Genomic DNA, 24681 nt, shown 5'->3' with positions numbered 1-24681 from the left:
CGGGGGTGTGCGTGCCAGGAACCGGTGCCGCCACCCGGCCCGCGACCGCGGACTCGCGGCAGCGGGACGAGACGACGCGGTCCTCAGACGACGTACTGCCCGGCCCGGTAGCTGCCGCCGTGCTGCCGGGTGATGACGTTGAGGCGGTTGAAGGCGTTGATATTGGCGATGAGCGCCACCAGCGCGCCGAGCTGCTCCTCGTCGTACTGCTCGGCGGCGTTCGCCCACACTTCGTCGGTCACCCCGTCGGCGGAGTCGGCGAGGCGAGTGCCCGCCTCGGCCAGCGCCAAGGCCGCACGCTCGGCGGCGGTGAACACCGTGGCCTCGCGCCAGACCGCGACCAGGTGCAGGCGCACCGGGGTCTCCCCGGCGTGCGCGGCCTCCTTGGTGTGGATGTCGACGCACGCGCCGCAGCCGTTGAGCTGGCTCGCGCGCAGCCGCACCAGTTCCTGCGTCGACCGCGGCAGCGCCGTTTCCCCGAGCGCCGCGCCCGCCGAGACGAGGTACTTCAGCGACTTGGCCGTAACGGGGTTGTCGAACAGGTTCATGCGAGCTTCCATGACGGACTCCTGCGTGTTGCGAATCGGTACACCCCTCCGACGGGGCAGCCCGGCCGGATGTGAGGTGCGCCAGGCCCCGGCCTCCGGGAATACCCTGCGCGGGTCGCCGGTTGACGGTCCCGGGTCATTCGTCGAAATTTTCCTGGAGGGCAGGTGGGTACCCCCAAGATGTGCAGGTCAGCGGTGGGATAGGCTGGATCGGTCATGAAGTCGGCTTTCCCGGGTCCGGTCGGTGCGGTGCCCAAGACGGTCTACCTCGATCACGCGGCCACGACACCCATGTTTCCTGGCGCGGTCGAGGCGATGACGGCTGCCCTGCGCGGGGCGGGTAACGCGTCGTCGCTGCACGGTTCCGGGCGGGCGGCGCGGCGGCAGCTGGAGGAGGCGCGGGAGTCGATCGCGGCCGATCTGGGCGCGCGGCCGTCGGAGGTCATCTTCACCTCCGGCGGGACGGAGAGCGACAACCTCGGCGTGAAGGGGATCTACCGGGCGCGCCGTGACGCCGATCCGCAGCGGAGCCGGATTCTGGTCAGCGCCGTCGAACACCACGCGGTGCTCGATGCCGTCGAGTGGCTGGAACAGCACGAGGGCGCGCGGGTCACGCTCCTGGAGGTCGACGGAACCGGCACGGTATCGCCGCGCACGCTGCGCGCGGCGCTGTCCGAGCACGCCGCGGAGACGGCGCTGGTCACCGTCATGTGGGCCAACAACGAGGTCGGCGCCATCGAGCCGATCGAGGAATTGGCCGCCGTCGCACAGGAATTCGATATCCCGATGCACAGCGACGCGGTGCAGGCCGCCGCGCAGCTGCCCATCGGGTTCGGCGCCAGTGGCCTGTCCGCGGCCAGTTTCGCGGGCCACAAGGTCGGCGGACCGCACGGCATCGGGGTGCTGCTGCTGGGCCGGCAGGTGCCGTGCGTGCCGATGATCCACGGCGGCGGCCACGAACGCGACCTGCGGTCGGGCACCTCCGACGTGCCCGCGGCGCTCGGCCTGGCGGCGGCGCTGCGCGAGACCGTGACCGGATTGCCCACGCGCACAGACGAATTGGTGCGGCTGCGAGACGCGCTGATCGCGGGTGTGCGGGCGGCGATTCCGGACGCCGTCCTCAACGGCCCGGAGGGCGTGCGCCGCCTGCCGGGCAACGCCCACTTCACTTTCCCCGGCTGCGAGGGCGATTCGCTGCTGATGCTGCTGGACGCCGCCGGGATCGAATGCTCCACGGGCTCGGCCTGCAACGCCGGGGTCGCCGCGCCCAGCCACGTGCTGCTGGCCATGGGCGTGGAAACCCGGCAGGCGCGCGGTTCGCTGCGATTCTCGTTGGGGCACACCACAACCGAATACGACATAGCGAGACTGCTGGAAGTGCTGCCGCCGGTGGTGGAGCGGGCCAAGGCGGCCGGGCTGGCCGGTGCGAAAGGAGGTACGCGATGAGAGTGCTCGCAGCGATGAGTGGCGGTGTGGATTCCGCCGTGGCGGCCGCCCGCGCGGTCGAGGCCGGTCATGAGGTGGTCGGCGTGCATCTGGCGCTGTCGGCGACGCCCGGAACGTTGCGTACCGGGTCGCGCGGCTGCTGCTCCAAGGAGGACGCCGGCGACGCCCGCCGCGCCGCGGACGTGCTCGGAATCCCTTTCTACGTCTGGGATTTCGCCGATCGCTTCAAGGAAGACGTGATCGACGACTTCGTCGCCGCCTACGCCGCCGGTGAGACCCCGAACCCCTGTCTGCGCTGCAACGAGAAGATCAAGTTCGCCGCGCTGGCGGACCGGGCGGTGGCACTCGGCTTCGACGCGGTCGCGACCGGCCACTACGCGCGGCTCGAGGACGGCGTGCTGCGCCGGGCGGTCGATGCCGACAAGGACCAGTCCTACGTGCTGGCCGTGCTCACGGCCGAGCAGCTGGGCCGCGCGATGTTCCCGGTGGGCGACACCCCGAAGCCGCAGATCCGCGCCGAGGCCGCCGAACGCGGTCTCGCGGTGGCGGACAAGCCCGACTCGCACGACATCTGCTTCATCCCCTCCGGCGACACTCGCGCGTTCCTGGGTGCCAAGATCGGCGTCCGGCCGGGGGCGATCGTCGATTCCGACGGGCGCAAGCTGGCCGAACACGAAGGGGTGCACGGCTTTACGATCGGTCAGCGCAAGGGGCTCGGGCTGCCCGGCCCCGCGCCGGATGGCCGTCCGCGCTACGTCACCGAGATCGATCCGGATTCCGGCACCGTGCGTGTCGGCGGCGCCGCGGACCTCGAGGTGTCCACGGTGCTGGCGGAGCGGCCGATCTGGACCTCCGGCGCCGCGCCGGACGGGCCGATCGAGTGCGTGGCCCAGGTGCGCGCGCACGGCGGCACCGCGCCCGCGGTCGCGGAGGCGGTGGATGGCGGCCTCGTGGTGCGGTTGCGGGAGCCCCTGACCGGGGTGGCCCGCGGCCAGGCCGTGGTGCTGTACCGCCCGGACCCGGCGGGCGACGAGGTGATCGGCAGCGGCACCATCAGCGGCACCGCCCGCGCCGAGGCGGATCTGGTGCGGTCGACGCCCGACTCGGCTCGCTGAGGTGGGTGCGCCGTAGGCTGTGGGTATCGCGTCCGGATGTGCGGTGACGTCCGCGGTCCGCGACGATTCCGCAGTCGCGCTTCGTGCGCGCCGACATCGCAATCGAACGAGCTGGATGGTGCACGGTGACCTCGGGTGAACAAGTACTGCAAGGCGGCATCGCGACCGGTGTCGGGTCCTGGCCGGGCACCGACGTGCGCGAGGCGGCGGCGACCATCGTCGGCGAACTGGGCAACCTGCCGCACCTGGTCGAATTGCCCGGCCGCGGAGCGGGTTCGGATCTGATCGGGCGCGCCTCGGCGCTGCTGGTGGACATGCAGTTCGAGACCTCGACCCGGGCCTACCGGATGGCGCCGCGGCCCGGCTCGGTCTCGCGGCGCGCGTTCGATCTGCTGCGCACGGATCTCGACGCGCTCGAAGAGGCTTGGGAGACAGCGGGTCTGGCCGGGACCGGCCGATCCGTGAAGGTGCAGGCGCCGGGCCCGCTGACGCTCGCCGCACAGGTCGAACTCGCCAACGGGCATCGGGTGCTCACCGATCCCGGTGCGGTGCGCGATCTTTCGGCATCGCTGGCCGAGGGCCTCAGCGAGCACGCCGCCGAGGTCGGCAAGCGGCTCGGCGCGAATGTCGTGGTGCAACTGGACGAACCGTCGCTGACCGCGGTGCTCGAGGGCGCCATCCGTGGCGCGAGCGTACTGCACACCGTGCGCGCGGTGCCGGTGCCCGAAGCCCTCGACATCCTCGAAACCGTCGTGACCGCGCCGGACGCGCCGGTCCTGGTGCACACCTGTGCCGCACCGCCCGCGCTCGGCCTGCTGCGCGGAAGTTCCGCCGCCGCAATAGGTTTCGATCTCGCCGTGATCGGCCCCGCCGACCTCGACGGCGTCGGTGAACTGCTCGAATCCGGCAAGCTCCTGGCTCTCGGGCTGGTGCCGACCGCCGCCCCGGCCCGCCCCGTCACGTGGCGGGAGGTCGCCGAGCCCGGCGTCCGGTTGATCGACCGACTCGGCTTCCCCCGCCGCCTGCTGCGCGAGCGGATCCTCGTCACGCCCGCGTGCGGGCTGGCCGACGCCTCGCAGGCCTGGGCACGCCGCGCCCTCGAGCTGGCGACCGAAACCGCCCGGATCTTCTCTCAGGAACCGGAGTCGATCACCTTCGAGTGACGGCCGTCAGCCGCCGAAATAGGGTCGGGCGCCCGGGTGGCCCAACTGCCAGTTCTGTGGTTTGCCAGGCGGATACTCGACCGGGATCTGGTCGCCGGGGGAGGGCCACTGGTTCACGTCCCAGGCGAACCGGCCGTAGACCGTCTCGCCGCCGACCGACGGACCCGAGATCGTGCCGGTGATGGTCACGTATTGATTCCCCTGCGCGGCCGGGCGCGGACTGACCCCGGTCACGTGCAAGGTCCCCACCTCGGGCTGCGGTCGATTCGAGCCCGCCCCGCCCCTCGTCCCGCCGCCCCGACCCCGCCGATACGCCATGACCAGCGCCACGAGCACCACGACAGCGGTCACCAGAAACGCGATCTCCAACATGCCACCATGGTATGCGGGCGTGCCTGCGGCTACGTTGCTCAGCGGGGTCCCGCGGCAGTCCCGCGCCGCGTCCGCTCGCTGTTCACGCCTGGGTCAGTGCGTGGTCAGTTCGGTGGCGCCCTGGGGTGTGCGGCGTAGTTGCCAGACGGTGGTGCGGCGGGATTGGGAGCGGCCGTTGCCGCGGTCGATCAGGGTGCGGTTGCGGGTGGTGAAGATCAGCTGGGCGCCGCGGGAGTTGGTTTCCGGGTTCTGGAACAACTGGATCAGGCGGTCGGTCGCGTCGCCGGTGAGGTGGGTGTCGATATCGTCGACGGCCAGCACCCGGCCGGTGTCCAGGGCGTCCAGTATGGGCGGGAGCAGGCGCAGCAGGGCCAGGGTCGCGGTGGACTCGTCGGTGATGTCGAACGCGGCATCGATGCCCTCGTGCACCAGGCCCAGGCCGACGCCGCGGCGGGCCACCATGCGGGAGTAGAGGGTGTCGCGGGCGGCGCGCAGGTTGCTCAGTTCGCGTTCGAGCCCGGTCGGAGTCAGTCCGTGGGTCGCCCGCAATTGCTCGGCGCGGGTGGGTGAGGCCAGGCAGGCGTCGAGTTCGCTTGCGGCACCGGCGATATCGCCGTCCAGGTCGCGCAGATAGTCCGCGTACAGCGGGTCGTTCTCGGCGATCAGCAGGTCCTCGATGCCGAGATCGGCCGACCGCAACAGTGTGAGCAGCCGCGCGGCGTTGTCCGCGGAGCGGGAGATGTGGCTGCCGAGCTGGTGTGCGATCGTCTGCGTATCCTGTTGCCCCCGTTGCACATCCAGCTGCGCGGAGAACCAGCGGTACGCCGGGACCAGCGCCTCGGCGTACATCTGGCCGGTCAGGCTGAGCAGCAGCGCGTTCGGGCGCACCAGCGGCGCCAGCGCCCCGATGCCGTAGCGGACCGGCTCGAACAGCGGGCCGAGCCGCACGTCCGCGCCCTCGCGCTCGAAGACGATGCGCTTGCGGTTGTGCGGGTGGCTGTGCAGCCATTCGGCGGTGACATCGGCGTTGTCGAGGCGGAATCCGTAGGTGTAGGGCACGCCCTCGGCCACGAACGTGGCGACGAATTCCGATGGCCGGTCGGCGAATCCGAGATGCGGCGACCGCACCGGGCCGGCGTAGGGATCCCAGCCCGTGACGGAGTTCAGCACCGCGTCGCGCATATGACCCAGCGCGTCGACCAGACTGGACTTGCCGGTCGCGGCGGTGCCGTGCACCGCGGTCACCGGTGCGGGCAGCGCCCCCGCTCGGCTGCCGACCAACCGCAGCTCCTGCGTCTCGGCCAGCGATCTGTGGTTCGTCACCTGAAAACTCCGCAACACCCGTGCCATCCTGCCGTCCGCCTCGCCTAGCCGCGACAGCGGCATTGACATGCAACCAAACGGATGCCTATTGTGAAAGGCATCCAAATGGTTGCCTATGGAGGTGGCGAAGTGGACGAGGTGTTCAAGGCGCTGGCCGATCCCAGCCGACGCCTGCTGCTGGACAGCCTGAACGCGGACAACGGGCAGACCTTGCGCGAACTGTGCGCCGGGCTGGACATGACCCGCCAGGCGGTCAGCAAGCATCTGGCCGTGCTCGAGTCGGCGAACCTGGTGACCACCCGCCGCCGCGGCCGGGAAAAGCTGCACTACCTCAACGCCGAACCCGTCAACGCCATCGCCGACCGCTGGATCAACCGCTACGACCGGGGGCGCATAGCAGCCCTCGCCGACCTGAAAACCGCACTGGAGGGCGCGAACATGAGCGAAGAATTCGTCTACACCACCTACATCAAGACAACGGACCGCAAGCTGTGGCAGGCACTCACCGACCCCGCCTTCACGAAGCAGTACTGGGGCGCCTCCTTCGACACCGACTGGCAGCCGGGCTCGGTCATGACCTGGTACGAAAAGGATTGGAAGAGTACCGATCCCGAGCAGGTGGTGCTGGAAGCGGAGCCGTACCGCAAACTGTCCTACACCTGGCACACGATGAGCCTCGAACACGCGGACGCGTTCGGTATCGACCACGAGAAGGCGCGGCAGTGGATGACCGAGCCGCGCTCCAAGGTGACGTTCGAGATCGAGCCCATGGGTGAGATCGTGAAACTCACTGTCGTACACGACGGTTTCGAACCAGACAGCGCGCTGCTGAAGGCCCTCAGCGGCGGCTGGCCGAGCATCCTGGCCAACCTGAAGACGCTGCTGGAGACCGGTGAGGTGTTGCAGTTCGAGTGAATTGCCGATGACCGTCGGCAGATTCGCGGCGGGCGGCCTGTGGAATCCATCCCGGGCACGCCTGCCACGCCGCGATGTCCCAATTACGAACCGCTGGTTCGCGGGCAGCGCACTCCGACCACGCTGCCGTAGATCACTACGAGTGCTACGAGCGCCAACCATGCCGCTGTGGTGCTCATGTTCGTCTCACCTGGCACGAGAACATGGCCCAGCGTGCGAAACTCATTCGGGGAGTGGCAGTTTCGACGTCCACGATGCACATCAGTGCGTGTAGCTGGATCACGTCCAGGTGGCTGGGTGAGGCGTGATCACGGCGTCGACGTCGGCGGCGCGCACCTGATCGACCAGTGGGATTGCGGATGGGTCGGGCCAGTGCAGTGCGTAGCCGAGTCGCCGTGCGAGCTGGCGGATCCGGGCGTTCTCCCACTCTCCCCACGGACTGATGGCGAGGTCTACCCACGCGAATGCGGCCGGGTGTGTCCTCATGGCCGTGCTGCTGTCGTGTCCGTCGTGGTGTGTGTCGCGCGGTCGTCGAGCACACGCGTGCCCGACCATGGGCACCGTTCGCGGTCCTGTACTCGGTGAGAGGCGATCTTGCCGTCCACCAACGGGATGAGGCCATCACACAACCACGATGGGCAGGCCACGCTGACCAGCTCGCCGGTGTCTGCCGACATGTTTCCAATACCGCACTGAGACAACAGAATCCATGGCGTGTTGCCATCGCACATCTCGGATGCCTTCCGTGTAGATCCAGTGGGAAGCGCCCGGCTGACGAAGGTTTATGCAAGATCCGGAGTGGGAGGAGGGCAGCGCCGCCGGGCGCACCTAGAAGTCTGGTGACGGAGGTCACCTCGGAGTAAGTTCGTCAAAGGTGTTGAAAGGTGTTGAATCGGCCGTCGACGAGACCTGGGAGAACCGCAAGTCCGGCCGAACGCGTCAACCATTCGGCGGTGGGTCGATGAAGGTGGGCGTCCGCGTTCACCTGTCCCGGAAATCCTGGCGGACTTGTTCTCCGCGCGGTTCGGTTACCGGGTGACCACCTATGACCTCGGGTTCGGGGACACGCCGGCGGTTGACCGGGTACTGGTGTACAACCCATCGTTGACGGTGACCGGTGAAGGCGTAGCGATCTCGGGAGAACCGACGTGGACCGTAGAAAGTTCCTCATCGCCGCGCCGTTCGCTGCGGCTGCGGCCATCGGACCGTCTCGTGATTGGCTGCTGAACACGCTGGATCAGTTGCCTGACGGAGGGCAGCGGGTCAGGCTCGAAGATGTCACCGCTGTGAAGAATATGTTCTCCCACTTCCAGGAGATGGACATTTTCCAGGGTGGAGGCAGCGGCCGACTTGTTCTGGCTGCGTACATGAACGAGCACGTGTATCCACTGCTGCGGCGGACGTTCACAGAGGAAGTGCGGCGAGCGCTTTCCGGCGCAGCGGCTGAGCAGACGTACTTGCTCGGATGGATGGCGTTCGACAGCGGTGAGCACGGTGCGGCTCAGCGATATCTCGTTCAGGCGTTGCGGTTGTCGGAGGAGTCGAAGGACGCCGCGCTCGGTGCTCATGTTCTTGCTGGAATGGCCGATCAGGCGTCGCTACTCGGTCACCCCCAGGAAGGCCAGCGGCACGCGCAGGCCGGTCGTCAAGGGCTTGCGAAGGCGAATTCGCCTGCGTGCCTTGCGGATCTGTGGACTCTCGAAGCCCGTGCGCTAGCCATGAAGGGTGACAAACGCGGCACCGCGCACGCGATCAACGAGGCAGAACGCGTTTTCGACAAGATCGATCCGAACGCCGAGCCGGAATGGGCGCGCTTCATCGACCCGGCATACATCTGCGGGGAGTGGGCGAATGCCTTCCGTGATCTCGGACTGCCGGAAAATGCGGAGCCCCATGCGCGCCGGTCGATTGCCCACGCGCGCAGCCAGAATCGCGCCCGCCGCGGCGCGCTGTCCCACGCGGCGCTGGCAGTCACTCACATTCAGAGCCGAGACCTCGACGCTGCGTACGTCGCGGCGGTCCGCACTGTCGACTTGTCCCGGAAGGTCAAGTCTTCACGGTCGGTGGAGGCAGTCCGCGACGTCCAGCGGCAGATGAGGTCGTTCGGGCCGCATCCGCTGGTCGCGGACTTCAACGAGCGTGCCCGCGTGCTACTGGCTGCGTAGCAGCGGGTACGCGGAAGCGGTCCATCCGTTGCCATGAACGACGATGAGGGACATGAACGAGCAGGGAAGCCCTGTCCTGTATGCCATCGTGACTGGTTCGCCCGCGGCGCGTGATGTGGGCAATTTGGTCGAGCTGGCTCAGGGGGACGGCTGGGACGTATGCGTGATCGCCTCGCCGGACGGCCGCCGATTCATCGATGCGGACGCGCTGGCGGCCAAGACCGGATATCCCGTACGCAGTCAATACAAGGAGCCCGGCGCACCTGACGTACTGCCACCCGCCGACGGAATGATCGCCGCACCCATCACCTGTAATTCGGTCGCCAAATGGGCTGCTGGAATTTCGGACACCCTGCCCCTCGGACTTCTCGTGGAAGCGGTGGGGAAGGGCCTTCCCGTGGTGGCTGTACCGTTCTCCAACCGAGCACAGATGAGCTTTCCCGCAATCCAGAGCGGCATACGCAATCTGTCGGAATGGGGCGTAACGGTGCTCACGGGCGACGAGCACGAGCCGGGCACGGGGGAGCGGTTCCTCCATCAGTTTCCTTGGGTGACTGCGTGGCGCGCTCTGCTCGAGCATCCTCGACTTACCGTGCCGGGCGGGAATGCTGGTCAGTAGCGCAGTCGGTATGCCACGCGCTTCGTGCCAGTGAGTGTGTGTGCGGCCGTGAACCCGCTGGCCGGAACGTTGGGAAATCGGGTTGGACTCCAATAGATTGGCAGTCGTGAGCGATGGTCTGCGGTTCGTTTCGACGGTGGCGGAACTTGATGCGCTGCCGCTGATGTCGGTGATCATGGCCGCTAGGCCCGCGCGTTCGGTGTATCAGAAATGGATTGATCAGCAGAGTGGGACGCCGAGTTGGGTTCGGACCATGAGTAGTGATCGATACACGTCCGAGGAGTTGGCGGTCGGGCCGTTTCCGTTGTCGGCGCCGCAGCGGTTCTGGTTCGTGGTGCTCTACGACCCGTCCGAGCATGGTCATCCCAATGACTGGGAGACGGCCGACTCGGCGGCGCCCGCGCCGTGACGTAGCGCGGTGCGCCGCCGTGGTCGGCGAAAAGCTTTGCGGCTCAGGGCAACATGCCGTAGACGCGGGTGGGGGTGATGCGGGCGAGGACGCGGCGTTCGGTGACCATGGCCTGGCGGTATTCGTCCCAGTCCGGGTGTTCGCCGCTCGCGGCGCGGTAGTAGTCGACCAGATCGTCGACCGCGGCGTCGTGGGGGTCGGCGGCTACCGCGGTCAGCTGGACGTCGCCTTCGAGGACCGCGTATGCCCAGAAGTCGTCGCTGGTCACGTGGATCGCCGCCCAGGGCTCGCGGCGTAGGTTGACGTACTTCGCGCGGTCGGCGGTGATCGAGATCCGGATCACGCCGTCGTCGCCCAACAGATGCAGCACATTGGACTGCTGCGGTCGGCCGTTGCGGCGGATGGTGGTCAGCACCGACCTGCGGTGTGTGCGAGCGAAGTCGAGTGCCTTACCGAGTTCCATCTGGCCTCCAGATCGCGGTGTCCGTGCGGTCACCGGTAGGGCTTGATCATCTACCGTCGCACCCCGGTTGTCGACATGATCGATGCCGGGAGACCGGGCGGTTTCCCGGACGCGAGGGCTGCGACGTGCCCGAATGTGCCCCGGAGGTGTCGGTCGACTCCGCTAATCTGCGTGCTGTGAGCGAATCCGGGATCGAGAGCAGCGAGGCGACAGCGGACGAGCGTACGCAATGGCAGCAGCTGGCGGAGGAGGTGCGCGAGCACCAGTTCCGCTACTACGTGCGCGACGCGCCGATCATCTCCGACGGCGAGTTCGACAAGCTGTTCCAGCGGCTGCTGGCGCTGGAGGAGGCCCATCCGGACCTGCGCACGCCCGACTCGCCGACCCAGCTGGTCGGCGGCGGCTTCGCCACCGAGTTCACCGCGGTCGACCACCTCGAGCGAATGTTGTCGCTGGACAACGTCTTCGACGAGGAGGAGATGCGGGTGTGGGTGAGCCGGGTGGAGGCGGAGACCGGCCCCGACATCCACTACGTGTGCGAGGTGAAGATCGACGGCGTCGCGCTCAACCTCGTCTACGAGGACGGGCGGCTGACCCGCGCGGCCACCCGCGGCGACGGCCGCACCGGTGAGGACGTCACACTCAACGCCCGCACCATCGACGACATCCCGGTCCAGCTGGCCGCGAGCGACGAATTCCCGGTGCCGAAGCTGCTCGAGGTGCGCGGCGAGGTCTATTTCCGGCTGGAGGATTTCGAGACCCTCAACGCCGCGATCGTCGCCGAAGGCAAACCGCCCTACGCCAATCCGCGCAACACCGCCGCCGGTTCGCTGCGGCAGAAGGATCCGGCGGTGACGGCGCGGCGCCGGCTGCGGATGATCTGCCACGGTTTCGGCCGCATGCGGGGGTTCACCCCGGCCTCCCAATACGAGGCCTATCGCGCGCTGGCGGCGTGGGGCCTGCCGGTGTCGTCGCACACGGTCCGGGTGCAGGGCGCCGACGCGGTGGTCGAGCGCATCCGGTACTGGGGCGAGCATCGCCACGACATCGAGCACGAGATCGACGGCCAGGTGATCAAGGTCGACGAGATGGTGCTGCAGCGCCGCCTCGGCTCCACCTCCCGCGCCCCGCGCTGGGCGATCGCCTACAAGTACCCGCCGGAGGAGGTCACCACCAAGCTGCGCGATATCCAGGTCAATGTCGGCCGCACGGGCCGGGTGACGCCGTTCGCGGTGATGGAGCCGGTCACCGTGGCGGGGTCGACGGTGTCGATGGCCACGCTGCACAACGCCGCCGAGGTCCAGCGCAAGGGCGTGCTGATCGGCGACACGATCACCATCCGCAAGGCCGGCGACGTGATCCCCGAGGTGCTGGGCCCGGTGGCCGATGTGCGCGACGGCTCGGAACGCGCGTTCGTGATGCCCACGCACTGTCCGGAGTGCGGCACCGAACTGGCGCCGGAGAAGGAGAGCGACGCCGATATCCGCTGTCCCAACCAGCGGTACTGCCCGGCCCAGTTGCGCGAGCGCGTATTCCACGTCGCCGGGCGCGGCGCGTTCGACATCGAGGCGCTCGGGTACGAGGCGGCCGTCGACCTGCTGAAGTCGGGCGTCATCGCCGACGAGGGCGACCTGTTCGACCTCGACGAGGAAAAGCTGCTCACCACAACGCTTTTCGTCAACAAGAACGGCAGCCTGTCGGCCAACGGCAAGCGCTTGCTGCAGAATCTGGACAGCGCCAAGGATCGTCCGCTGTGGCGGGTGCTGGTCGCCCTGTCGATCCGGCACGTCGGCCCGACTGCGGCCCGCGCGCTGGCGGCCGAACTCGGCAGCATGGAGCGCATCGAGAACGCGACGCTGGAGGAGCTGTCCGCGGTCGACGGCGTCGGCCCCACCATCGCGGTCGCGGTGAAGGAATGGTTCGCCGTCGACTGGCACCGCGCCATCGTGGCGAAGTGGGACGCCGCCGGGGTGCGGATGGCCGACGAGCGCGACGAATCCATCGAGCGCACCCTCGAGGGCCTGTCGATCGTGGTCACCGGTTCCCTGCAGAGCCTCTCGCGCGACGAGGCCAAGGAGGCCATCCTCGTCCGTGGCGGCAAGGCCGCGGGCTCGGTGTCGAAGAAGACGGCATACGTCGTGATCGGTGATTCGCCGGGCTCGAAGGCGGCCAAGGCGGAGGAGCTCGGCGTGCCCATCCTGGACGAGGACGCGTTCCGCCGATTACTCGAGGGCGGTCCGTCCGCGCTGGAGTGACCCGGCGCGGGCAGCGGCATCCGTACCGGATGCGGCGGCGGGCCGTGCCGGATAGGACAAGCGAAAGGTGTTGTGTGATGGTGGATTTCGACGTCGAGACCCGGAAGGTGCGGACTGAGGAGTTCGCGACCGTGGGCGCGCTGACCGTCGAGGTCTATGTCGGTGAGGGGCACGTGGACGCCGAAAGCCCCTACGTCGCAGAGCTGTTCGACACCGCGACCCGCTCGGCGTCCGCCGAGGTGCTGGTGGCCGTGCGCGACGGCGAGGTGCTCGGCTCGCTCACCATCGCCCGCTACGGGACCGACTACGCCGACATCGCCCGCCCGGGCGAACTGGAGTTCCGGATGCTCGCGGTCGCCAAGCGGGCGCGCGGCGCGGGTGTCGGCACCGCACTGGTGAGCCGCGTCATCGACATCGCACGCGCCGAGGGACTGTCCGCGGTCGTGCTCACCACCATGCCGTCGATGCCCGACGCGCGCCGCATCTACGAGCGGCTCGGCTTCGCCGGTGTCCCCGAACGCAATTGGCGGACCGCCACCGGACTCCCGCTGACGGTCATGCGGCTAGCGGTGTGAGTGCCCGAATCGTCCCACCGCCCCGCTCAACCGAGGACGGTGGCGATTATCCCGGTGAGGTAGCCCAGCCGCGCGACCTCCGACGGCCGGAACTCCGGCCCGCCCGGCCGGCCGAGCAGCAGCACCTTGCCGGTGTTGCCCAGCGGGGCCGCGGAGAGCTTGGTGTCCATGTCCTTCCAGATCTGCGGCACCCAGTCGGCTTCGCCGTCGAGGGCGGCGGGCTTCTCGAGTGGCATCCACGGCACCGTCACCGCCTGGGTCTGCGGTGCGCTCTGGCTGCCCACCACCCGGTAGGCGCCCTGCGGGCCCATGTCGATCACGGTGCTCCAGCCGACGCGCAGCACGCGGGGCACCCCGTCGACGAGCACCTGTAATCGGTCGTCGCGGGCGCTGGCCACCTGATCGATCAGCTCCAGCTCGCGATGGGTGTCGAGGATGCCGGAGTACGGCCGCAGCGAGTCGACCCGCACATCGGCCAGGGACTCGGCCGCGGTGATCAAGGTATCGGGTAGCGCGCCCGAGGGAACCTCCACCACGAGATCGTCGATCGCGTAGCCGGCGCCGCGTTCGACCACATCCAGCGAGAGGATGTCGGCGCCGACGGAGCCCAGTGCCAATGCGAGTGAACCGAGACTTCCCGGGCGATCCGGAAGTTGCACGCGAAGCAGGAATGACACGTGCGTTCCTTCCTTTCCTGTGCGACCGAAACTTTCGGACGGATACCCCCGTCTCGCAATACTTACACTCGCGGGTCTCGGCCACCGACTCGAAGTCGCCGGAGTGATGTATGCCACTGCCATTGTGGATCGGTTGGCGCTTCCGTGCCAGCGGTATCGGCGCGAGACCACAGTTCGGTTCATAGACCATAGTTCAGTAGCAGTAGAGTGACCTCTGCACAGATCCCCGGCACGCACCCGTGCCCGGGAGAACACCTCCCACCTGCCGAAAGGGGTCCCGCGGTGCCCGCCATCTCCCGCGACGAGGTCGCACACCTCGCCCGGTTGTCCCGGCTCGCCCTGACCGAAGAGGAGCTCGACCGGTATGCCGGGCAGCTCGATTCGATCCTGAGCCACGTGCAGGTCATCGCGGAAGTCGCCGCCGACGTGCCGGCCACCGCCTCGCCGAACCCGACCACCAACGTGACCCGCCCGGACACCGTCGTGCCCGGCCTCGCCCCGGAGCAGGCGCTCTCGGGCGCGCCCGCGGTCGAGGAACAGCGCTTCATGGTCCCGCAGATCCTGGGAGAGGGCGAATGAGCGACAGCGAGCTGACGAAGCTGAGCGCGGCCGAACTGGCGGAGCGGATCCACGCTCGCGAGGTGTCCTCCGTCGAGGTCACCGAGGCGCATCTGCGGCGCATCGCGGACGTGGACGGCGAGTACAACGCGTTCCTGCACGTGGCCGGCGAGCAGGCCCGGCAGACCGCCGCCGAGGTGGACCGCGCGATCGCCGCCGGGTCCGTGGCCTCGCCGCTGGCGGGAGTTCCGTTGGCGCTCAAGGACGTTTTCACCACCACGGACATGCCGACGACCTGCGGGTCGAAGATCCTCGAGGGCTGGGTCCCGCCCTACGACGCGACCGTGACGGCCAAGCTGCGCGAGGCCGGTATCCCGATTCTCGGCAAGACCAACATGGACGAGTTCGCGATGGGCTCGTCCACGGAGAACTCGGCCTACGGTCCGACCCTGAATCCCTGGGATCCCCAGCGCATTCCGGGCGGTTCCGGCGGTGGATCGGCGACGGCGCTGGCGGCTTACGAGGCGCCCCTGTCCATCGGCACCGACACGGGCGGCTCGATCCGTCAGCCCGCCTCGATGACCGGCACCGTCGGCACCAAGCCGACCTACGGCACGGTGTCGCGGTACGGCCTGGTGGCCTGCGCCTCGTCGCTGGACCAGGGTGGTCCGTGCGGGCGCACGGTGCTGGACACCGCGCTGCTGCACGAGGTGATCGCGGGCTACGACCCGAAGGATTCCACCTCGCGCAACGCCCCGGTCGCCCCGGTGGTCGAGGCGGCGCGCCAGGGCGCGCGGGGCGATCTCAGCGGCGTGAAGGTCGGTGTGGTGAAGGAACTGCACTCCGACAGCTACCAGCCGGGCGTGCTCGCCTCCTTCGACGCGGCCGTGGCCGTGCTGAAGGATCTGGGCGCCGAGGTGATCGAGGTGTCCTGCCCGCACTTCGAGTACGCGCTGCCCGCCTACTACCTGATCCTCCCCAGCGAGGTGTCGTCCAACCTGGCCCGGTTCGACGCCATGCGCTACGGCCTGCGCGTCGACGACGACGGGCAGCACAGCGCCGAGCAGGTGATGGCCGCGACCCGCGAGGCCGGTTTCGGCCCGGAGGTCAAGCGCCGCATCATGATCGGCACCTACGCGCTGTCGGCCGGGTACTACGACGCCTACTACGGTCAGGCGCTGAAGGTGCGCACGCTGATCGCGCAGGACTTCGACAAGGCGTACGAGCAGGTCGACGTGCTGGTGTCGCCGACAAGCCCGTTCACCGCGTGGAAGCTGGGCGAGAAGGTGGACGACCCGCTGGCGATGTATCTGTCGGACCTGTGCACGCTGCCGACCAACCTGGCCGGGTACTGCGGGATGTCGGTGCCGTCGGGGCTGAGCCGCGACGACGGTATGCCGGTCGGCCTGCAGATCATGGCGCCCGCGCTCGCCGACGATCGGCTGTACCGGGTGGGCGCCGCCTACGAGACCGCGCGCGGACCGATCGCGTAAGCGCGGCAACGGTTCTCAGGGCCGCGGCCAGGGCCGGCCGTCGAGGCGTTCGATGTCGGTGTTGAACCGTTGCAGGTACCCGGCGAAGGCGGCGACGTCGTCGGCCGACCAGTCCTCCATCACGCGCCCCAGTCCGTCGACGTTGGCCTTCCGCTCGGCGGCGAGGTTCTGCTCGCCCTTGTCGGTGATCCGGAATTTGCGCGCCATGCCGCCCTCCGGATCGGGGATGCGCTCGACCAGACCGCCCCGCACCAGCGCGGCGGTCTGGCGGTTGAGGGTGGACGCGTCCAGGCCGAAGGCGTCGCTGAGCTGACCGATCGACATCGGCCCGGTGATAGCCAGGCGACTCAGCAACAGGTAGGCGCTGCGTTCCAGGCGGGTGTTGTCGCGGCGGTACCGCGGGTTGAGGGTGTACCGGCCGAGCAGCATGGTCTCGAATTCGACGAGGTCCGTGGGCTTGTCCATGCCGTCCTTCCGCCTGTTCGCGCTGCCGGTCCGCGGGGACCGGTATAGCACGGGCACCCTTGCCCGGGCCGATGATGTGCGCGATACACATATTATGTGCCGTGCACACCGACCCCGGCGGCCCGGTGCCGTCAGCAGCTCCCGAGGGCGGTCCCCTGGTCGGTGCCGTAGCGATGGCCGTGGCCCGGCGGCGGGCCGAGGGCCGTCAGCAGATCGGCCGTGGTCTGCACGAAGCCGAGCACCGGCAGCCACCGCGGATGCGGCGCGTCCGGCCGGGTGCCGGTGAGATCCGGTGCGCGCCAGAGCAGTTCGGGTGTCCATTGCACCACAGGGTCGGAGGAGTTGGCGAGAATCGTCGCGCCGGCGCGGTGCACGCGCCCGGCGGGCGGTCCGGCCCACAGCGCGGCGCAGACCCGGCTCCGCTGGTCGGCCTCGTCCGCGAAGATCGCGCTGCCCGCGGTCGCGCCGAGACTCTGGCCGTAGACGTACAGGCGGGGTTTGTGCGCCAGCGCGGCGATCCGCCGTTCGACCGCGGTGAACAGGGCGCGGGCGGAGTCCTCGGCGGAACGGCGGCCGAAGAGGAAGGTCGCCCAGCTCGGCGCGGCCGAGTACTGCAGACCGACCAGTGCGACATCGCCGCCGAATCGCCGCTCCAGGCCGTCGGCGGCGTGGGAGTCGATCCAGCCCGATCCGGTGGGCACCGTCACGACCAGATTGGCGCGTTCGAAGCCGCCGGACCGTTCCAGTTCGCGGATCGCCAGGGCCACGCGGGACTGGAGATCGGGTGCGGAATCGAGGCCGACGTAGGCCCGCACCGCGCGCGAGGTGACGGTCCCGGCGACGAATTTGCGGCCTTCCGCGCCGAGTGACTCCCAGCCGACCACCGACGCCGCGCTGCCCGATCGGGTCATCGAAAGGGGTTGCGTCAGGGTCGAATCCGGGCCGGTGTCGGCGGCGGCGACCGAGCGATTCCGGTCCAGCGCGGTCGGCAACAGCACGAACTGGGTAGCCAGCGCCGCGGCGAGAACCAGCCCGGCGCTGCGGCGGCGGCCGATGCGCCCGGCGCACCAGCGCAGGCCGCGCACCGTGCCGACCAGGATCAGCACGATCAGCGCGGCGCCGGCGGCGCAGCGGGACCAGTGCCCGAAGGAGATGGTGGGTACGTCCATGGCGGTCCGTAATGCGTTCTGCCACTGCTGGGCTCGCACGAGGCACGCGATGACCACCAGCGTGCCGGTGAGTGCCACCGGCGTCCGGGCGCCGGGGAGTTCGCGGTTGATGTCGAAGCCGCGGCGTCGCGTGAGCGCGCGCAGCACACCGGCGGCCGCGAACAGCATGGTCACCAGCAGGGCGGTCAGGATCGCCTGGGCCGTGGCGGTGCGGGGTAGCAGGCCGGGGGACAGCGAGACGGCGGTACCCAACGTAATGGCCAGCGTGGTCCCGATGCGGGGCGGAGTGCGGAAACGGCGGAATGCCCGGTGGGTCGTGGGCGGGCGGGGCACGAGCCGGGCCCGGCGGCCCTCTGGTCTGGCAACGATCGTGGACATGCGAAATCCTCAGTGCTGCGGTGGAATCGGTGATGCCGACGCGATGCGCCGGGCGGACGGTGGGCACGCCGAAGACGCCGTGCCACCCGTCGGTGGTCAGGTACCGGGCGCACCGGCACGGCAGTGGCCGTGCGGGCGCTCGGAATGTGGCCGGATGATCGGCCGCCGCGAGCCGGGGCTCGCGGGTGTATGCGGCCGGGTGTGTCGGTGCCACCCGGTGCGGGCCGTGCCCGCGGTCAGTACGCAATCCGCGGCCTCCGGCGCAGCAGTACTGCCGCGGTGACGCCGCGACGGCGCAGTCTGCGGATGCCTAGGATCAGCGCGAGCAGGGCGACGACGCCCCCGGCCACCGGAGCTACCACCTGGTGACCTACCTCGGCGCCGGACAGTTCGGTGCCGAACACGTACTCCGGCACGGGCGTCGCGTAGTTCTGGCGACGCGAGTTGAGATCCACGGCGGTGGTGGCGACGCCCGCGAGGACCTCGCACCGAGTCCTGTCGAGCGGCTCTGAATGGTTGCCGCAGGCGGCGTACATGCGGTGTTCGAGGGCGGCGTCGACGGCCTGGCGGGCCCACGGGCCGAGCGGCTGGCGCTCCTGTTCGGCATAGCGGAGCAGGTCGTAGCCGAGGTCGTGGGCCTTGCACGCCGTCTCGAAATCCGGAGGCAGCGGGATCGGCGAGGAGCAGCCACCGCTGGGGTCGATCAGCAAGCCTTCCGCTACTACGGGTCGGTAGCCCTGCTGTGCCGGGAAGTCGTCGGGGATCGCCGCCTCCCAGGGGCGGTCGCTGGTCAGTTCGGTCACCGCTGTCCGTGCCGCCGCGCTCTCGGGGGCGGGGTGCGAGATGGCGGCGGCGGCCGCCGGGGCGAACGCAACGGTCGAACCCGCCACCATCGCGACCACGCCCGCGGCTCCCGCCAGCCGCCGTAGCCGTCCGGATCTGCCGGGCGGTGTGCCCGCATCCCGCGCATTCGACGAGCCGGCGATCGACTCGGCGCGGGATGGGTGGTCCTGCGTTGCATCGCTCATGACAGCCTAGGTTATGGACAGGCGCCTCACCCGTCCTCACGCCGGGGATAGATTCGGCGGCCGCAGCCGTGGGGGAGAGCCGCGGGCGGCTCGTACCGGGGTAGGGGGTGCGAATTCACCCGGGGGTATGACGACGCAGGTCGAGCGGATTTCTACTGTCATAGGCATGGCTCGGATGGCGCGGACGGCGCGGCTTGTGACTGGAACGGCACGCGACCCCCGACGGTTGCGACTCGCCTTCGACGGGTTCACCGCGTTGGTCACCGCGATCCTGTTCGCCGTGGCGTGGCCGACGCTGCATCTCACCCATCAGGTGCCGGCGGCGGCGCAGCCGTTCATCGCGGGGCTGGCGGCCGTGCCGTTCGCGCTCGTGCGCGTGAATCCGGCGCTCGGCTGGGCGATCTCCGCGGGTTCCGCGCTGGTGATCGCGCTGGCCATCCCCAACCAGCCGGGCAATACGCTGCCGTTCCAGGTCGTGCACATCCTGGTGTTGTTCGCGCTGCTGTTCGCGGTGGCGGTGCGGGCGCAGATGCAGATCGTCGCGGTGGCGTGGCTGTTCTCGTCGCTGCTGTTCGCGACCAGCATGGCCCGCACCGGGGACGCGGCGTTCGGGTGGCCCATCGCGATGTCGGGGCTGGTCGTGTTCGGTCTGCTGGTGCGCTGGCTGGCCCTGTCGCGCCGGGCGCTGGTGCGGCAGGAGGAGGAGAACGAACTCGAACGCGCTCGCCGGGCGATCCTGGAGGAGAAGGCGCGCATCGCACGCGACCTGCACGACGTGGTCGCCCACCACATGTCGATGGTGGTGGTGCAGGCGCAGACGGCGCCGTACCGGGTCACCGACGTGTCGCCCGCGGCGCAGGTGGAGTTCGAATCCATCGGCGCTTCCGCGCGCGAGGCGCTCAACGAGATCCGCAGCATGCTCGGCGTGCTGCGCAGCGACGGGCAGCTGCCCGAGCACGCGCCGCAACCCGCGGCCGCGGATGTGCTGACCGTGTTGGACGGCGCCCGCCGGGCGGGTGTGTCGATCGAATGGGCCATCGACGGCGAGCTGGCGACCATCCCCGATACCGCCGGGCTGGCGCTCTATCGGATCGTGCAGGAGTCGGTGTCCAATGCCTCGCGTCACGCCGCGGGCGCCGTCGTGCGCGTCGCGATCACGGTCGGCCCGGGGGTCGCGGAGATCGTTGTCGGCAACGCGCCGGGGACGAGCGCGGCGAGCGGCACCTCCGGCACCGGCATCGCGGGCATGCAGGCCCGCGCCGAGGCGATCGGCGGCGTGCTGACCGCGGGGCCGCGCCCGGACGGCGGGTTCGAGGTGCGAGCGGTACTCCCATTCGGCGCGGAGAGCGCCATCGCCCCGTCCCCCGCACCGGCGTTGGGAACGTCCGCGCACCAAGCGCTCAGTCCCTTCACCACACCGACCGATCGGTCCTGAGGTCCGCCCGATCCTGCCGGTGCGGCGGTTCGGTCCGCCGCGTGCGAAACTCGTGGCGATGTTCACCTATCCTCCGGCGATCGGAATGGCGGCCCGCCGCATGTGCCAGGCCGCCGGGTCGCTGCCGATCGCCCGATTCAGCTGAGGTCCGTTCCGTGCCGATTACCGTGTTGATCGCCGACGATCAGGCGATGGTGCGGCAGGGCTTCGGCGCCCTGCTTGCCGCCCAGTCCGACATCAGCGTCATCGGGGACGCGGCGAACGGCAAGGCCGCCGTCGACGAGGCCAAGCGGCTGCGCCCCGATGTCGTGCTGATGGACGTGCGCATGCCGGAGATGAACGGCCTCGACGCCGCACGGGCGATCCTGGCCGCGAACTTCGACCCTCCCGTCCGGGTGCTGATGCTGACCACCTTCGACATCGACGACTACGTCTACGAGGCGCTGAGCCTGGGCGCCAGCGGATTCCTGCTCAAGGACGCGCCCGCCGAGGAACTGGTGCGCGCGGTGCGGGTGGTCGCGGACGGCCAGGCGCTGCTGGCGCCGACGGTGACCCGGCGGCTCATCGCCGACGTCACCCGCCGCCGGGCCCGGCCCAAGCCGACGCCCGCCCTGGACGCCCTCACCCCGCGCGAGCGCGAGGTGCTGGAACTCATCGCGAAGGGCATGTCCAACACCGAGATCGCCGAGGCCCTGTTCGTCGCCGAGCAGACCGTGAAAACCCATGTCTCCAAGGTGTTCTCGAAGCTGGAGCTGCGCGACCGCGCGCAGGCGGTGGTGCTGGCCTACGAATCCGGCCTGGTCACGCCCGGCTGACGGGGCAGGTAGGATCCCGGCTCGTACCTCGCAGGAAGGGGATCGCCAGGTGTTCAGCAGCGGTGACGTGTTCGCCGGGTTCTCCATCGAGCGTCTCCTCGGGCAGGGCGGGATGGGGTCGGTGTACCTCGCGCGCCACCCGCGCCTGCAGCGCCTCACGGCCCTGAAGCTGCTGAATCGGGAACTGTTCGCCGACGCCGAGATTCGCGCGCGGTTCGAGCGCGAGGCCGACCTGGCCGCGCAGCTGGACCACCCGAACATCGTCGCTGTCTACGACCGCGGCGTCGAGGACGAGCAGCTGTGGATCAGCATGCAGTACGTCGACGGCGTGGACGCGGCGACGGTGCACCCGCACTCGCTTCCGCCGGAGCGCGCGGTGCAGATCATCGAGGGCGTCGCGGCCGCGCTGGACTACGCGCACGGCAACGGCGTCCTGCACCGGGATGTGAAGCCCGCCAACATCATGCTGGCCCGCTCCGTCGGCGGCAAGGGTGAGCGAGTGTTCCTCACCGACTTCGGCATCGCGCGGCTGCGGGAGGATTCCCAGCACCTCACCCAGGCCGGGATGTTCACCGCCACCCTCGCCTACGCGTCACCGGAGCAGATGACCGGCGCCGAGCTGGATCACGGATCGGACCAGTACTCCCTGGCCTGCGCGCTGTACTGGCTGCTCACCGCGACCGGGCCGTTCGATTCCGAGGACCCAGGCGAGGTGATCCACGGGCATTTGCAGCTGCCGGTGCCGCCTGCCAGCGTGCGCCGCGTCGGGTTGTCGCCGGCCATGGATGTGGTGATTGCCAAGGCGATGGCCAAGCGGCCGCGCGAAAGATTCGCCAGCTGTTCGGAATTCGCGGCCGCCGCCCGGCACGCGCTGACCGCTCCCGTGCCCGTCGGGCCGACGACGGGCCAGCTCCCCGTCGTGGGAGTGCCGCCCGCGGTGGCGAATCCGCCGGTCCCTCAGGCGTATCCGGCCGTCGTGCCGGTGGGTGCGCCGATCAATACGGGTGCCGTGGCGGCGGGCCCGGCCGCTGTCGCCGCCGCGGTGCCGCCCGGTCCTCCGGCTCCGCCGCCGCCGAGCGCGGCACCGGCGGCGCCGGGGTATGTGCCGCGTCCGGCGCCCTATCCGCCGTCCCGGCGCTCGTCCGGCGTGATGGGCTGGCTCATTCTCGTGGTGGTGCTGCTCGTCGCGGTGCTGGCGGTCGTCATCGGCGTCGTCGCCTCCGGTGACGACGATTCGGAGATAGACGGTTTCGACACCACCACGCCCCCGCGGGTGTCGGACCCGGTGCAGGGTCTGCAGGCGATGCACGCCGCTTTCCCGCGACTGGTTCCCGATCTTCCGCCCGGCGACAGCGCCGGTAACGGCGTCGGCTTCGGCGGCAAGGTGTGTTACGCGACGAGAGCCGGGAACCCGCTGGTCCAGCACAACGAGGGCCAACCGCTGCTGGGCAACTGGATCGCCGCGTGGGACTGCTGGGCGGGCGACGAGGAGCAGCCGGACTACGCTCTGCTCGCCTACGGGTCGCCCGCGGACGTGTACACCGTCCTCGCGCGCCTGCCCCCCAACCGAAAACTGGTGGAGCAGAACAGCGGCAGCCAGTACACCAACCACCGCTGGAACACCCCCGAAGACCAGCCGCGCACCACCTACTACGTCACGACCTCCTTCGAGAACGACCCCGAGCGCTCGCACTACCTGCTGTTCTGCAGCGACGACTACTGGCCGTCGACGCCACGCGGCCTGTCCGCCCCCGCCTTCACCGACTGGTGGAAGTCCCTGCCGCTCAGGTGATCCGGGGCACCCGACCCATCACCGGTAATCATCCACATGTCTAACTTAATTACCCAATTGTAAAATTACTTGCTACGCTGCCCGAGTGCCAGCGCATCGGACCCCCGACCCCGCCGACCGTCGGCGCGACGCCGACCGCACCCGGCGCTGCCTGCTCGACGCCGCGTTCGACGAGTTCTCGGCGCGCGGCTTCGCCGGTGCGCGAGTGAGTGCGATCGCCGACCGCGCCGGTGTCAACAAGCAGCTGATCACCTACTACTTCGGCGGCAAGGCCGGGCTGTACCAGGCGCTGCAACAGCAGTGGCTGGACCGCGAGGCCGACTTCGCCGATCCCGAGCTGCCCATCGGCGAGCTGGCCGTCCGGTACCTGGGGCAACTGCTCGCGGACCCGCGCGGCGTCCGGCTGCTGATGTGGCGCGGGCTGTCCGATCAGGCGCCGACCCCGCCCTCGGTGGCGCAGGACGATATCGCCGACACCGAACGCCGTCAGCGACGCGGTGAGATCGCCGCCGACATCGACCCCGCCGCTTTCCATCTGGCGCTGCAGGGCATGGTCATGGCCCCGGTGCTGCTGCCCGGGATGGTCGCCGACCTGTTCGGGATCGACCCGCAGACACCGGAATTCGAGCAGCGCTACGCGGAACAGCTGCGCCGCATCCTCGCTCACCTCGCAGCACCGAAAACCGAAGAAGGAGAACATCGATGAGCATCCTCGTCACGGGCGCCCGCGGCAGTGTCGGCCGCACCGTCATCGAGAAACTACTCGCCGCCGGAGAATCGGTGCGCGCGGCCAGTTCCCAGCCCGGCGACACATCGCTGCCGCCGGGGGTGGAGGTGGTCGGGTTCGATCCGGCCGACCCCGCCGCCGCCCTCGACGGGGTGGACCGGGTATTCCTGTACGCCGCCGACCGAGGGCTCGAGGAATTCGCCCGCGCCGCGAAAGACCGTGGTGTGCAACGCATCACGCTGCTGTCCTCGATCGCCGCGACCGAGCCCGGTAACCCGATCGGCGATCGTCACCTCGCGGCCGAGCGCCCGCTCCAGGACGCCGGACTGCCGCTGACCATCCTGCGTCCCGGCGCCTTCGCCACCAACTGGCGCTGGTGGGCGCCCTCGATCAAGTCCGAAAGCGTTGTGCGGCTGCCCTTTCCGGAGGTCCAGCAGAACTCCATCCACGAGGCCGACCTCGCCGACGCGGCGGTCACCGCGCTCACCGAACCCGGACACGAGGGCAAGATCTATCCGCTGACCGGCCCGGAGTCGCTGTCGCTGCGCCGCATGGTCGAGATCTTGAGCGCCGCGCTCGGTCGGCCGCTGCGGCTCGAGCAGGTCAGCTACGAGCAGGCGGCCGAGTTCCTCTACAAGCCGGTGCTCGACCTGTGGGCCGAGGTCGGCGCCGCACCCGCGCCGGTCGGCCCCACCTCCGAATCCGTCACCGGAAGGCCCGCACGCACATTCGCCCAGTGGGCGGCCGACCACGTCGCCGACTTCGAGTAGCGCTCG

The 24681-nt window shown here is 69.6% G+C and carries 25 protein-coding genes; 16 read left to right on the top strand and 9 right to left on the bottom strand.

The window, feature by feature from the left end:
* Positions 1 to 83 precede the first annotated feature (83 nt).
* Positions 84 to 560, bottom strand: coding sequence for a carboxymuconolactone decarboxylase family protein (locus tag ACFMRZ_RS12895; RefSeq protein WP_400179333.1), 477 nt, complete (start codon positions 558 to 560; stop codon positions 84 to 86).
* Between the two features lie 204 nt (positions 561 to 764).
* Here ACFMRZ_RS12895 and ACFMRZ_RS12890 point away from each other — a divergent pair, with 204 nt between their 5' ends.
* From ACFMRZ_RS12890 to ACFMRZ_RS12880, 3 genes are all read left to right on the top strand, one after another.
* Positions 765 to 1994: a cysteine desulfurase family protein gene (locus ACFMRZ_RS12890; protein WP_400179332.1), complete on the top strand. Its 1230-nt coding sequence runs from the start codon at positions 765 to 767 to the stop codon at positions 1992 to 1994.
* Positions 1991 to 3109 (top strand): tRNA 2-thiouridine(34) synthase MnmA, encoded by a 1119-nt coding sequence (mnmA, locus tag ACFMRZ_RS12885; RefSeq protein WP_400179331.1) that lies wholly within the window; start codon positions 1991 to 1993, stop codon positions 3107 to 3109. The genes ACFMRZ_RS12890 and mnmA overlap by 4 nt, the downstream gene beginning before the upstream one ends.
* 125 nt (positions 3110 to 3234) lie before the next feature.
* Positions 3235 to 4272: a methionine synthase gene (locus tag ACFMRZ_RS12880; RefSeq protein ID WP_400179330.1), complete on the top strand. Its 1038-nt coding sequence runs from the start codon at positions 3235 to 3237 to the stop codon at positions 4270 to 4272.
* A 6-nt stretch (positions 4273 to 4278) separates the two neighbouring features.
* Here ACFMRZ_RS12880 and ACFMRZ_RS12875 read toward each other — a convergent pair whose 3' ends face one another.
* Positions 4279 to 4644: a hypothetical protein gene (locus tag ACFMRZ_RS12875; protein WP_280275590.1), complete on the bottom strand. Its 366-nt coding sequence runs from the start codon at positions 4642 to 4644 to the stop codon at positions 4279 to 4281.
* Between the two features lie 93 nt (positions 4645 to 4737).
* Positions 4738 to 5967: an ATP/GTP-binding protein gene (locus ACFMRZ_RS12870; protein ID WP_400179329.1), complete on the bottom strand. Its 1230-nt coding sequence runs from the start codon at positions 5965 to 5967 to the stop codon at positions 4738 to 4740.
* A gap of 129 nt (positions 5968 to 6096) precedes the next feature.
* On the opposite strand from ACFMRZ_RS12870, the gene ACFMRZ_RS12865 reads away from it, so the two are divergent.
* Positions 6097 to 6882 carry an ArsR/SmtB family transcription factor gene (locus tag ACFMRZ_RS12865; RefSeq protein ID WP_400182844.1) on the top strand — a complete coding sequence of 262 codons (786 nt, stop codon included), beginning with the start codon at positions 6097 to 6099 and terminating at the stop codon, positions 6880 to 6882.
* Positions 6883 to 7161: 279 nt separating this feature from the next.
* Here ACFMRZ_RS12865 and ACFMRZ_RS12860 read toward each other — a convergent pair whose 3' ends face one another.
* The gene (locus ACFMRZ_RS12860) at positions 7162 to 7368 is read right to left on the bottom strand and encodes a hypothetical protein (RefSeq protein WP_400179328.1); all 207 of its coding nucleotides are present in this window, start codon (positions 7366 to 7368) and stop codon (positions 7162 to 7164) included.
* 662 nt (positions 7369 to 8030) lie between these two features.
* Here ACFMRZ_RS12860 and ACFMRZ_RS12855 point away from each other — a divergent pair.
* The 3 genes from ACFMRZ_RS12855 to ACFMRZ_RS12845 all read left to right on the top strand — a co-directional run bounded on the left by ACFMRZ_RS12855 (position 8031) and on the right by ACFMRZ_RS12845 (position 10075).
* The gene (locus tag ACFMRZ_RS12855; RefSeq protein WP_400179327.1) at positions 8031 to 9047 is read left to right on the top strand and encodes a hypothetical protein; all 1017 of its coding nucleotides are present in this window, start codon (positions 8031 to 8033) and stop codon (positions 9045 to 9047) included.
* 52 nt (positions 9048 to 9099) lie between these two features.
* Complete coding sequence (locus ACFMRZ_RS12850) at positions 9100 to 9666, top strand: flavoprotein (protein WP_400179326.1); 567 nt, start codon at positions 9100 to 9102, stop codon at positions 9664 to 9666.
* Between the two features lie 253 nt (positions 9667 to 9919).
* Positions 9920 to 10075 (top strand): hypothetical protein, encoded by a 156-nt coding sequence (locus ACFMRZ_RS12845; RefSeq protein ID WP_280275595.1) that lies wholly within the window; start codon positions 9920 to 9922, stop codon positions 10073 to 10075.
* 43 nt (positions 10076 to 10118) lie between these two features.
* On the opposite strand, the gene ACFMRZ_RS12840 is transcribed toward ACFMRZ_RS12845, so the two are convergent.
* Entirely contained in the window at positions 10119 to 10538 is a 420-nt protein-coding gene (locus ACFMRZ_RS12840; RefSeq protein ID WP_400179325.1) for a PPOX class F420-dependent oxidoreductase, read from the bottom strand.
* A gap of 176 nt (positions 10539 to 10714) precedes the next feature.
* On the opposite strand from ACFMRZ_RS12840, the gene ligA reads away from it, so the two are divergent.
* Both ligA and ACFMRZ_RS12830 read left to right on the top strand, forming a co-directional pair.
* A complete protein-coding gene (gene ligA, locus ACFMRZ_RS12835) occupies positions 10715 to 12793 on the top strand; it encodes an NAD-dependent DNA ligase LigA (RefSeq protein ID WP_400179324.1) in 2079 nt (692 codons plus the stop codon).
* A gap of 77 nt (positions 12794 to 12870) precedes the next feature.
* Positions 12871 to 13368 (top strand): GNAT family N-acetyltransferase, encoded by a 498-nt coding sequence (locus ACFMRZ_RS12830; protein WP_400179323.1) that lies wholly within the window; start codon positions 12871 to 12873, stop codon positions 13366 to 13368.
* A gap of 26 nt (positions 13369 to 13394) precedes the next feature.
* Here ACFMRZ_RS12830 and ACFMRZ_RS12825 read toward each other — a convergent pair whose 3' ends face one another.
* Positions 13395 to 14045, bottom strand: a complete 651-nt coding sequence (locus ACFMRZ_RS12825; protein WP_280275598.1) for an amino acid-binding protein — start codon at positions 14043 to 14045, stop codon at positions 13395 to 13397.
* Positions 14046 to 14327: 282 nt separating this feature from the next.
* Here ACFMRZ_RS12825 and gatC point away from each other — a divergent pair, with 282 nt between their 5' ends.
* Both gatC and gatA read left to right on the top strand, forming a co-directional pair.
* On the top strand, positions 14328 to 14624 hold the full coding sequence (gene gatC / locus ACFMRZ_RS12820; RefSeq protein WP_400179322.1) for an Asp-tRNA(Asn)/Glu-tRNA(Gln) amidotransferase subunit GatC: 297 nt from the start codon (positions 14328 to 14330) through the stop codon (positions 14622 to 14624).
* Positions 14621 to 16096 (top strand): Asp-tRNA(Asn)/Glu-tRNA(Gln) amidotransferase subunit GatA, encoded by a 1476-nt coding sequence (gene gatA / locus ACFMRZ_RS12815; RefSeq protein ID WP_400179321.1) that lies wholly within the window; start codon positions 14621 to 14623, stop codon positions 16094 to 16096. The genes gatC and gatA overlap by 4 nt, the downstream gene beginning before the upstream one ends.
* 15 nt (positions 16097 to 16111) lie before the next feature.
* Here the strand turns inward: gatA and ACFMRZ_RS12810 are convergent, their stop codons facing one another.
* The 3 genes from ACFMRZ_RS12810 to ACFMRZ_RS12800 all read right to left on the bottom strand — a co-directional run bounded on the left by ACFMRZ_RS12810 (position 16112) and on the right by ACFMRZ_RS12800 (position 19136).
* Complete coding sequence (locus tag ACFMRZ_RS12810; protein WP_280275601.1) at positions 16112 to 16561, bottom strand: MarR family winged helix-turn-helix transcriptional regulator; 450 nt, start codon at positions 16559 to 16561, stop codon at positions 16112 to 16114.
* 131 nt (positions 16562 to 16692) lie between these two features.
* Positions 16693 to 18108: an alpha/beta-hydrolase family protein gene (locus ACFMRZ_RS12805; RefSeq protein ID WP_400179320.1), complete on the bottom strand. Its 1416-nt coding sequence runs from the start codon at positions 18106 to 18108 to the stop codon at positions 16693 to 16695.
* 236 nt (positions 18109 to 18344) lie between these two features.
* Complete coding sequence (locus ACFMRZ_RS12800; RefSeq protein ID WP_400179319.1) at positions 18345 to 19136, bottom strand: hypothetical protein; 792 nt, start codon at positions 19134 to 19136, stop codon at positions 18345 to 18347.
* Between the two features lie 166 nt (positions 19137 to 19302).
* Here ACFMRZ_RS12800 and ACFMRZ_RS12795 point away from each other — a divergent pair, with 166 nt between their 5' ends.
* The 5 genes from ACFMRZ_RS12795 to ACFMRZ_RS12775 all read left to right on the top strand — a co-directional run bounded on the left by ACFMRZ_RS12795 (position 19303) and on the right by ACFMRZ_RS12775 (position 24675).
* On the top strand, positions 19303 to 20571 hold the full coding sequence (locus ACFMRZ_RS12795; RefSeq protein WP_400179318.1) for a sensor histidine kinase: 1269 nt from the start codon (positions 19303 to 19305) through the stop codon (positions 20569 to 20571).
* A 155-nt stretch (positions 20572 to 20726) separates the two neighbouring features.
* The gene (locus tag ACFMRZ_RS12790) at positions 20727 to 21386 is read left to right on the top strand and encodes a response regulator (protein ID WP_195102117.1); all 660 of its coding nucleotides are present in this window, start codon (positions 20727 to 20729) and stop codon (positions 21384 to 21386) included.
* Between the two features lie 49 nt (positions 21387 to 21435).
* Positions 21436 to 23178 carry a serine/threonine-protein kinase gene (locus ACFMRZ_RS12785; RefSeq protein WP_400179317.1) on the top strand — a complete coding sequence of 581 codons (1743 nt, stop codon included), beginning with the start codon at positions 21436 to 21438 and terminating at the stop codon, positions 23176 to 23178.
* An 85-nt stretch (positions 23179 to 23263) separates the two neighbouring features.
* Entirely contained in the window at positions 23264 to 23884 is a 621-nt protein-coding gene (locus ACFMRZ_RS12780) for a TetR/AcrR family transcriptional regulator (protein WP_400179316.1), read from the top strand.
* The gene (locus ACFMRZ_RS12775) at positions 23881 to 24675 is read left to right on the top strand and encodes an NAD(P)H-binding protein (RefSeq protein WP_400179315.1); all 795 of its coding nucleotides are present in this window, start codon (positions 23881 to 23883) and stop codon (positions 24673 to 24675) included. Before ACFMRZ_RS12780 ends, ACFMRZ_RS12775 begins: the two co-directional genes overlap by 4 nt.
* Positions 24676 to 24681: the final 6 nt, after the last annotated feature.

The sequence above is a fragment of the Nocardia sp. N2S4-5 genome (genome assembly GCF_044628355.1).
Classification (GTDB): domain Bacteria; phylum Actinomycetota; class Actinomycetes; order Mycobacteriales; family Mycobacteriaceae; genus Nocardia; species Nocardia wallacei_B.
This window is presented reverse-complemented; position numbering and strand designations above follow the sequence as displayed.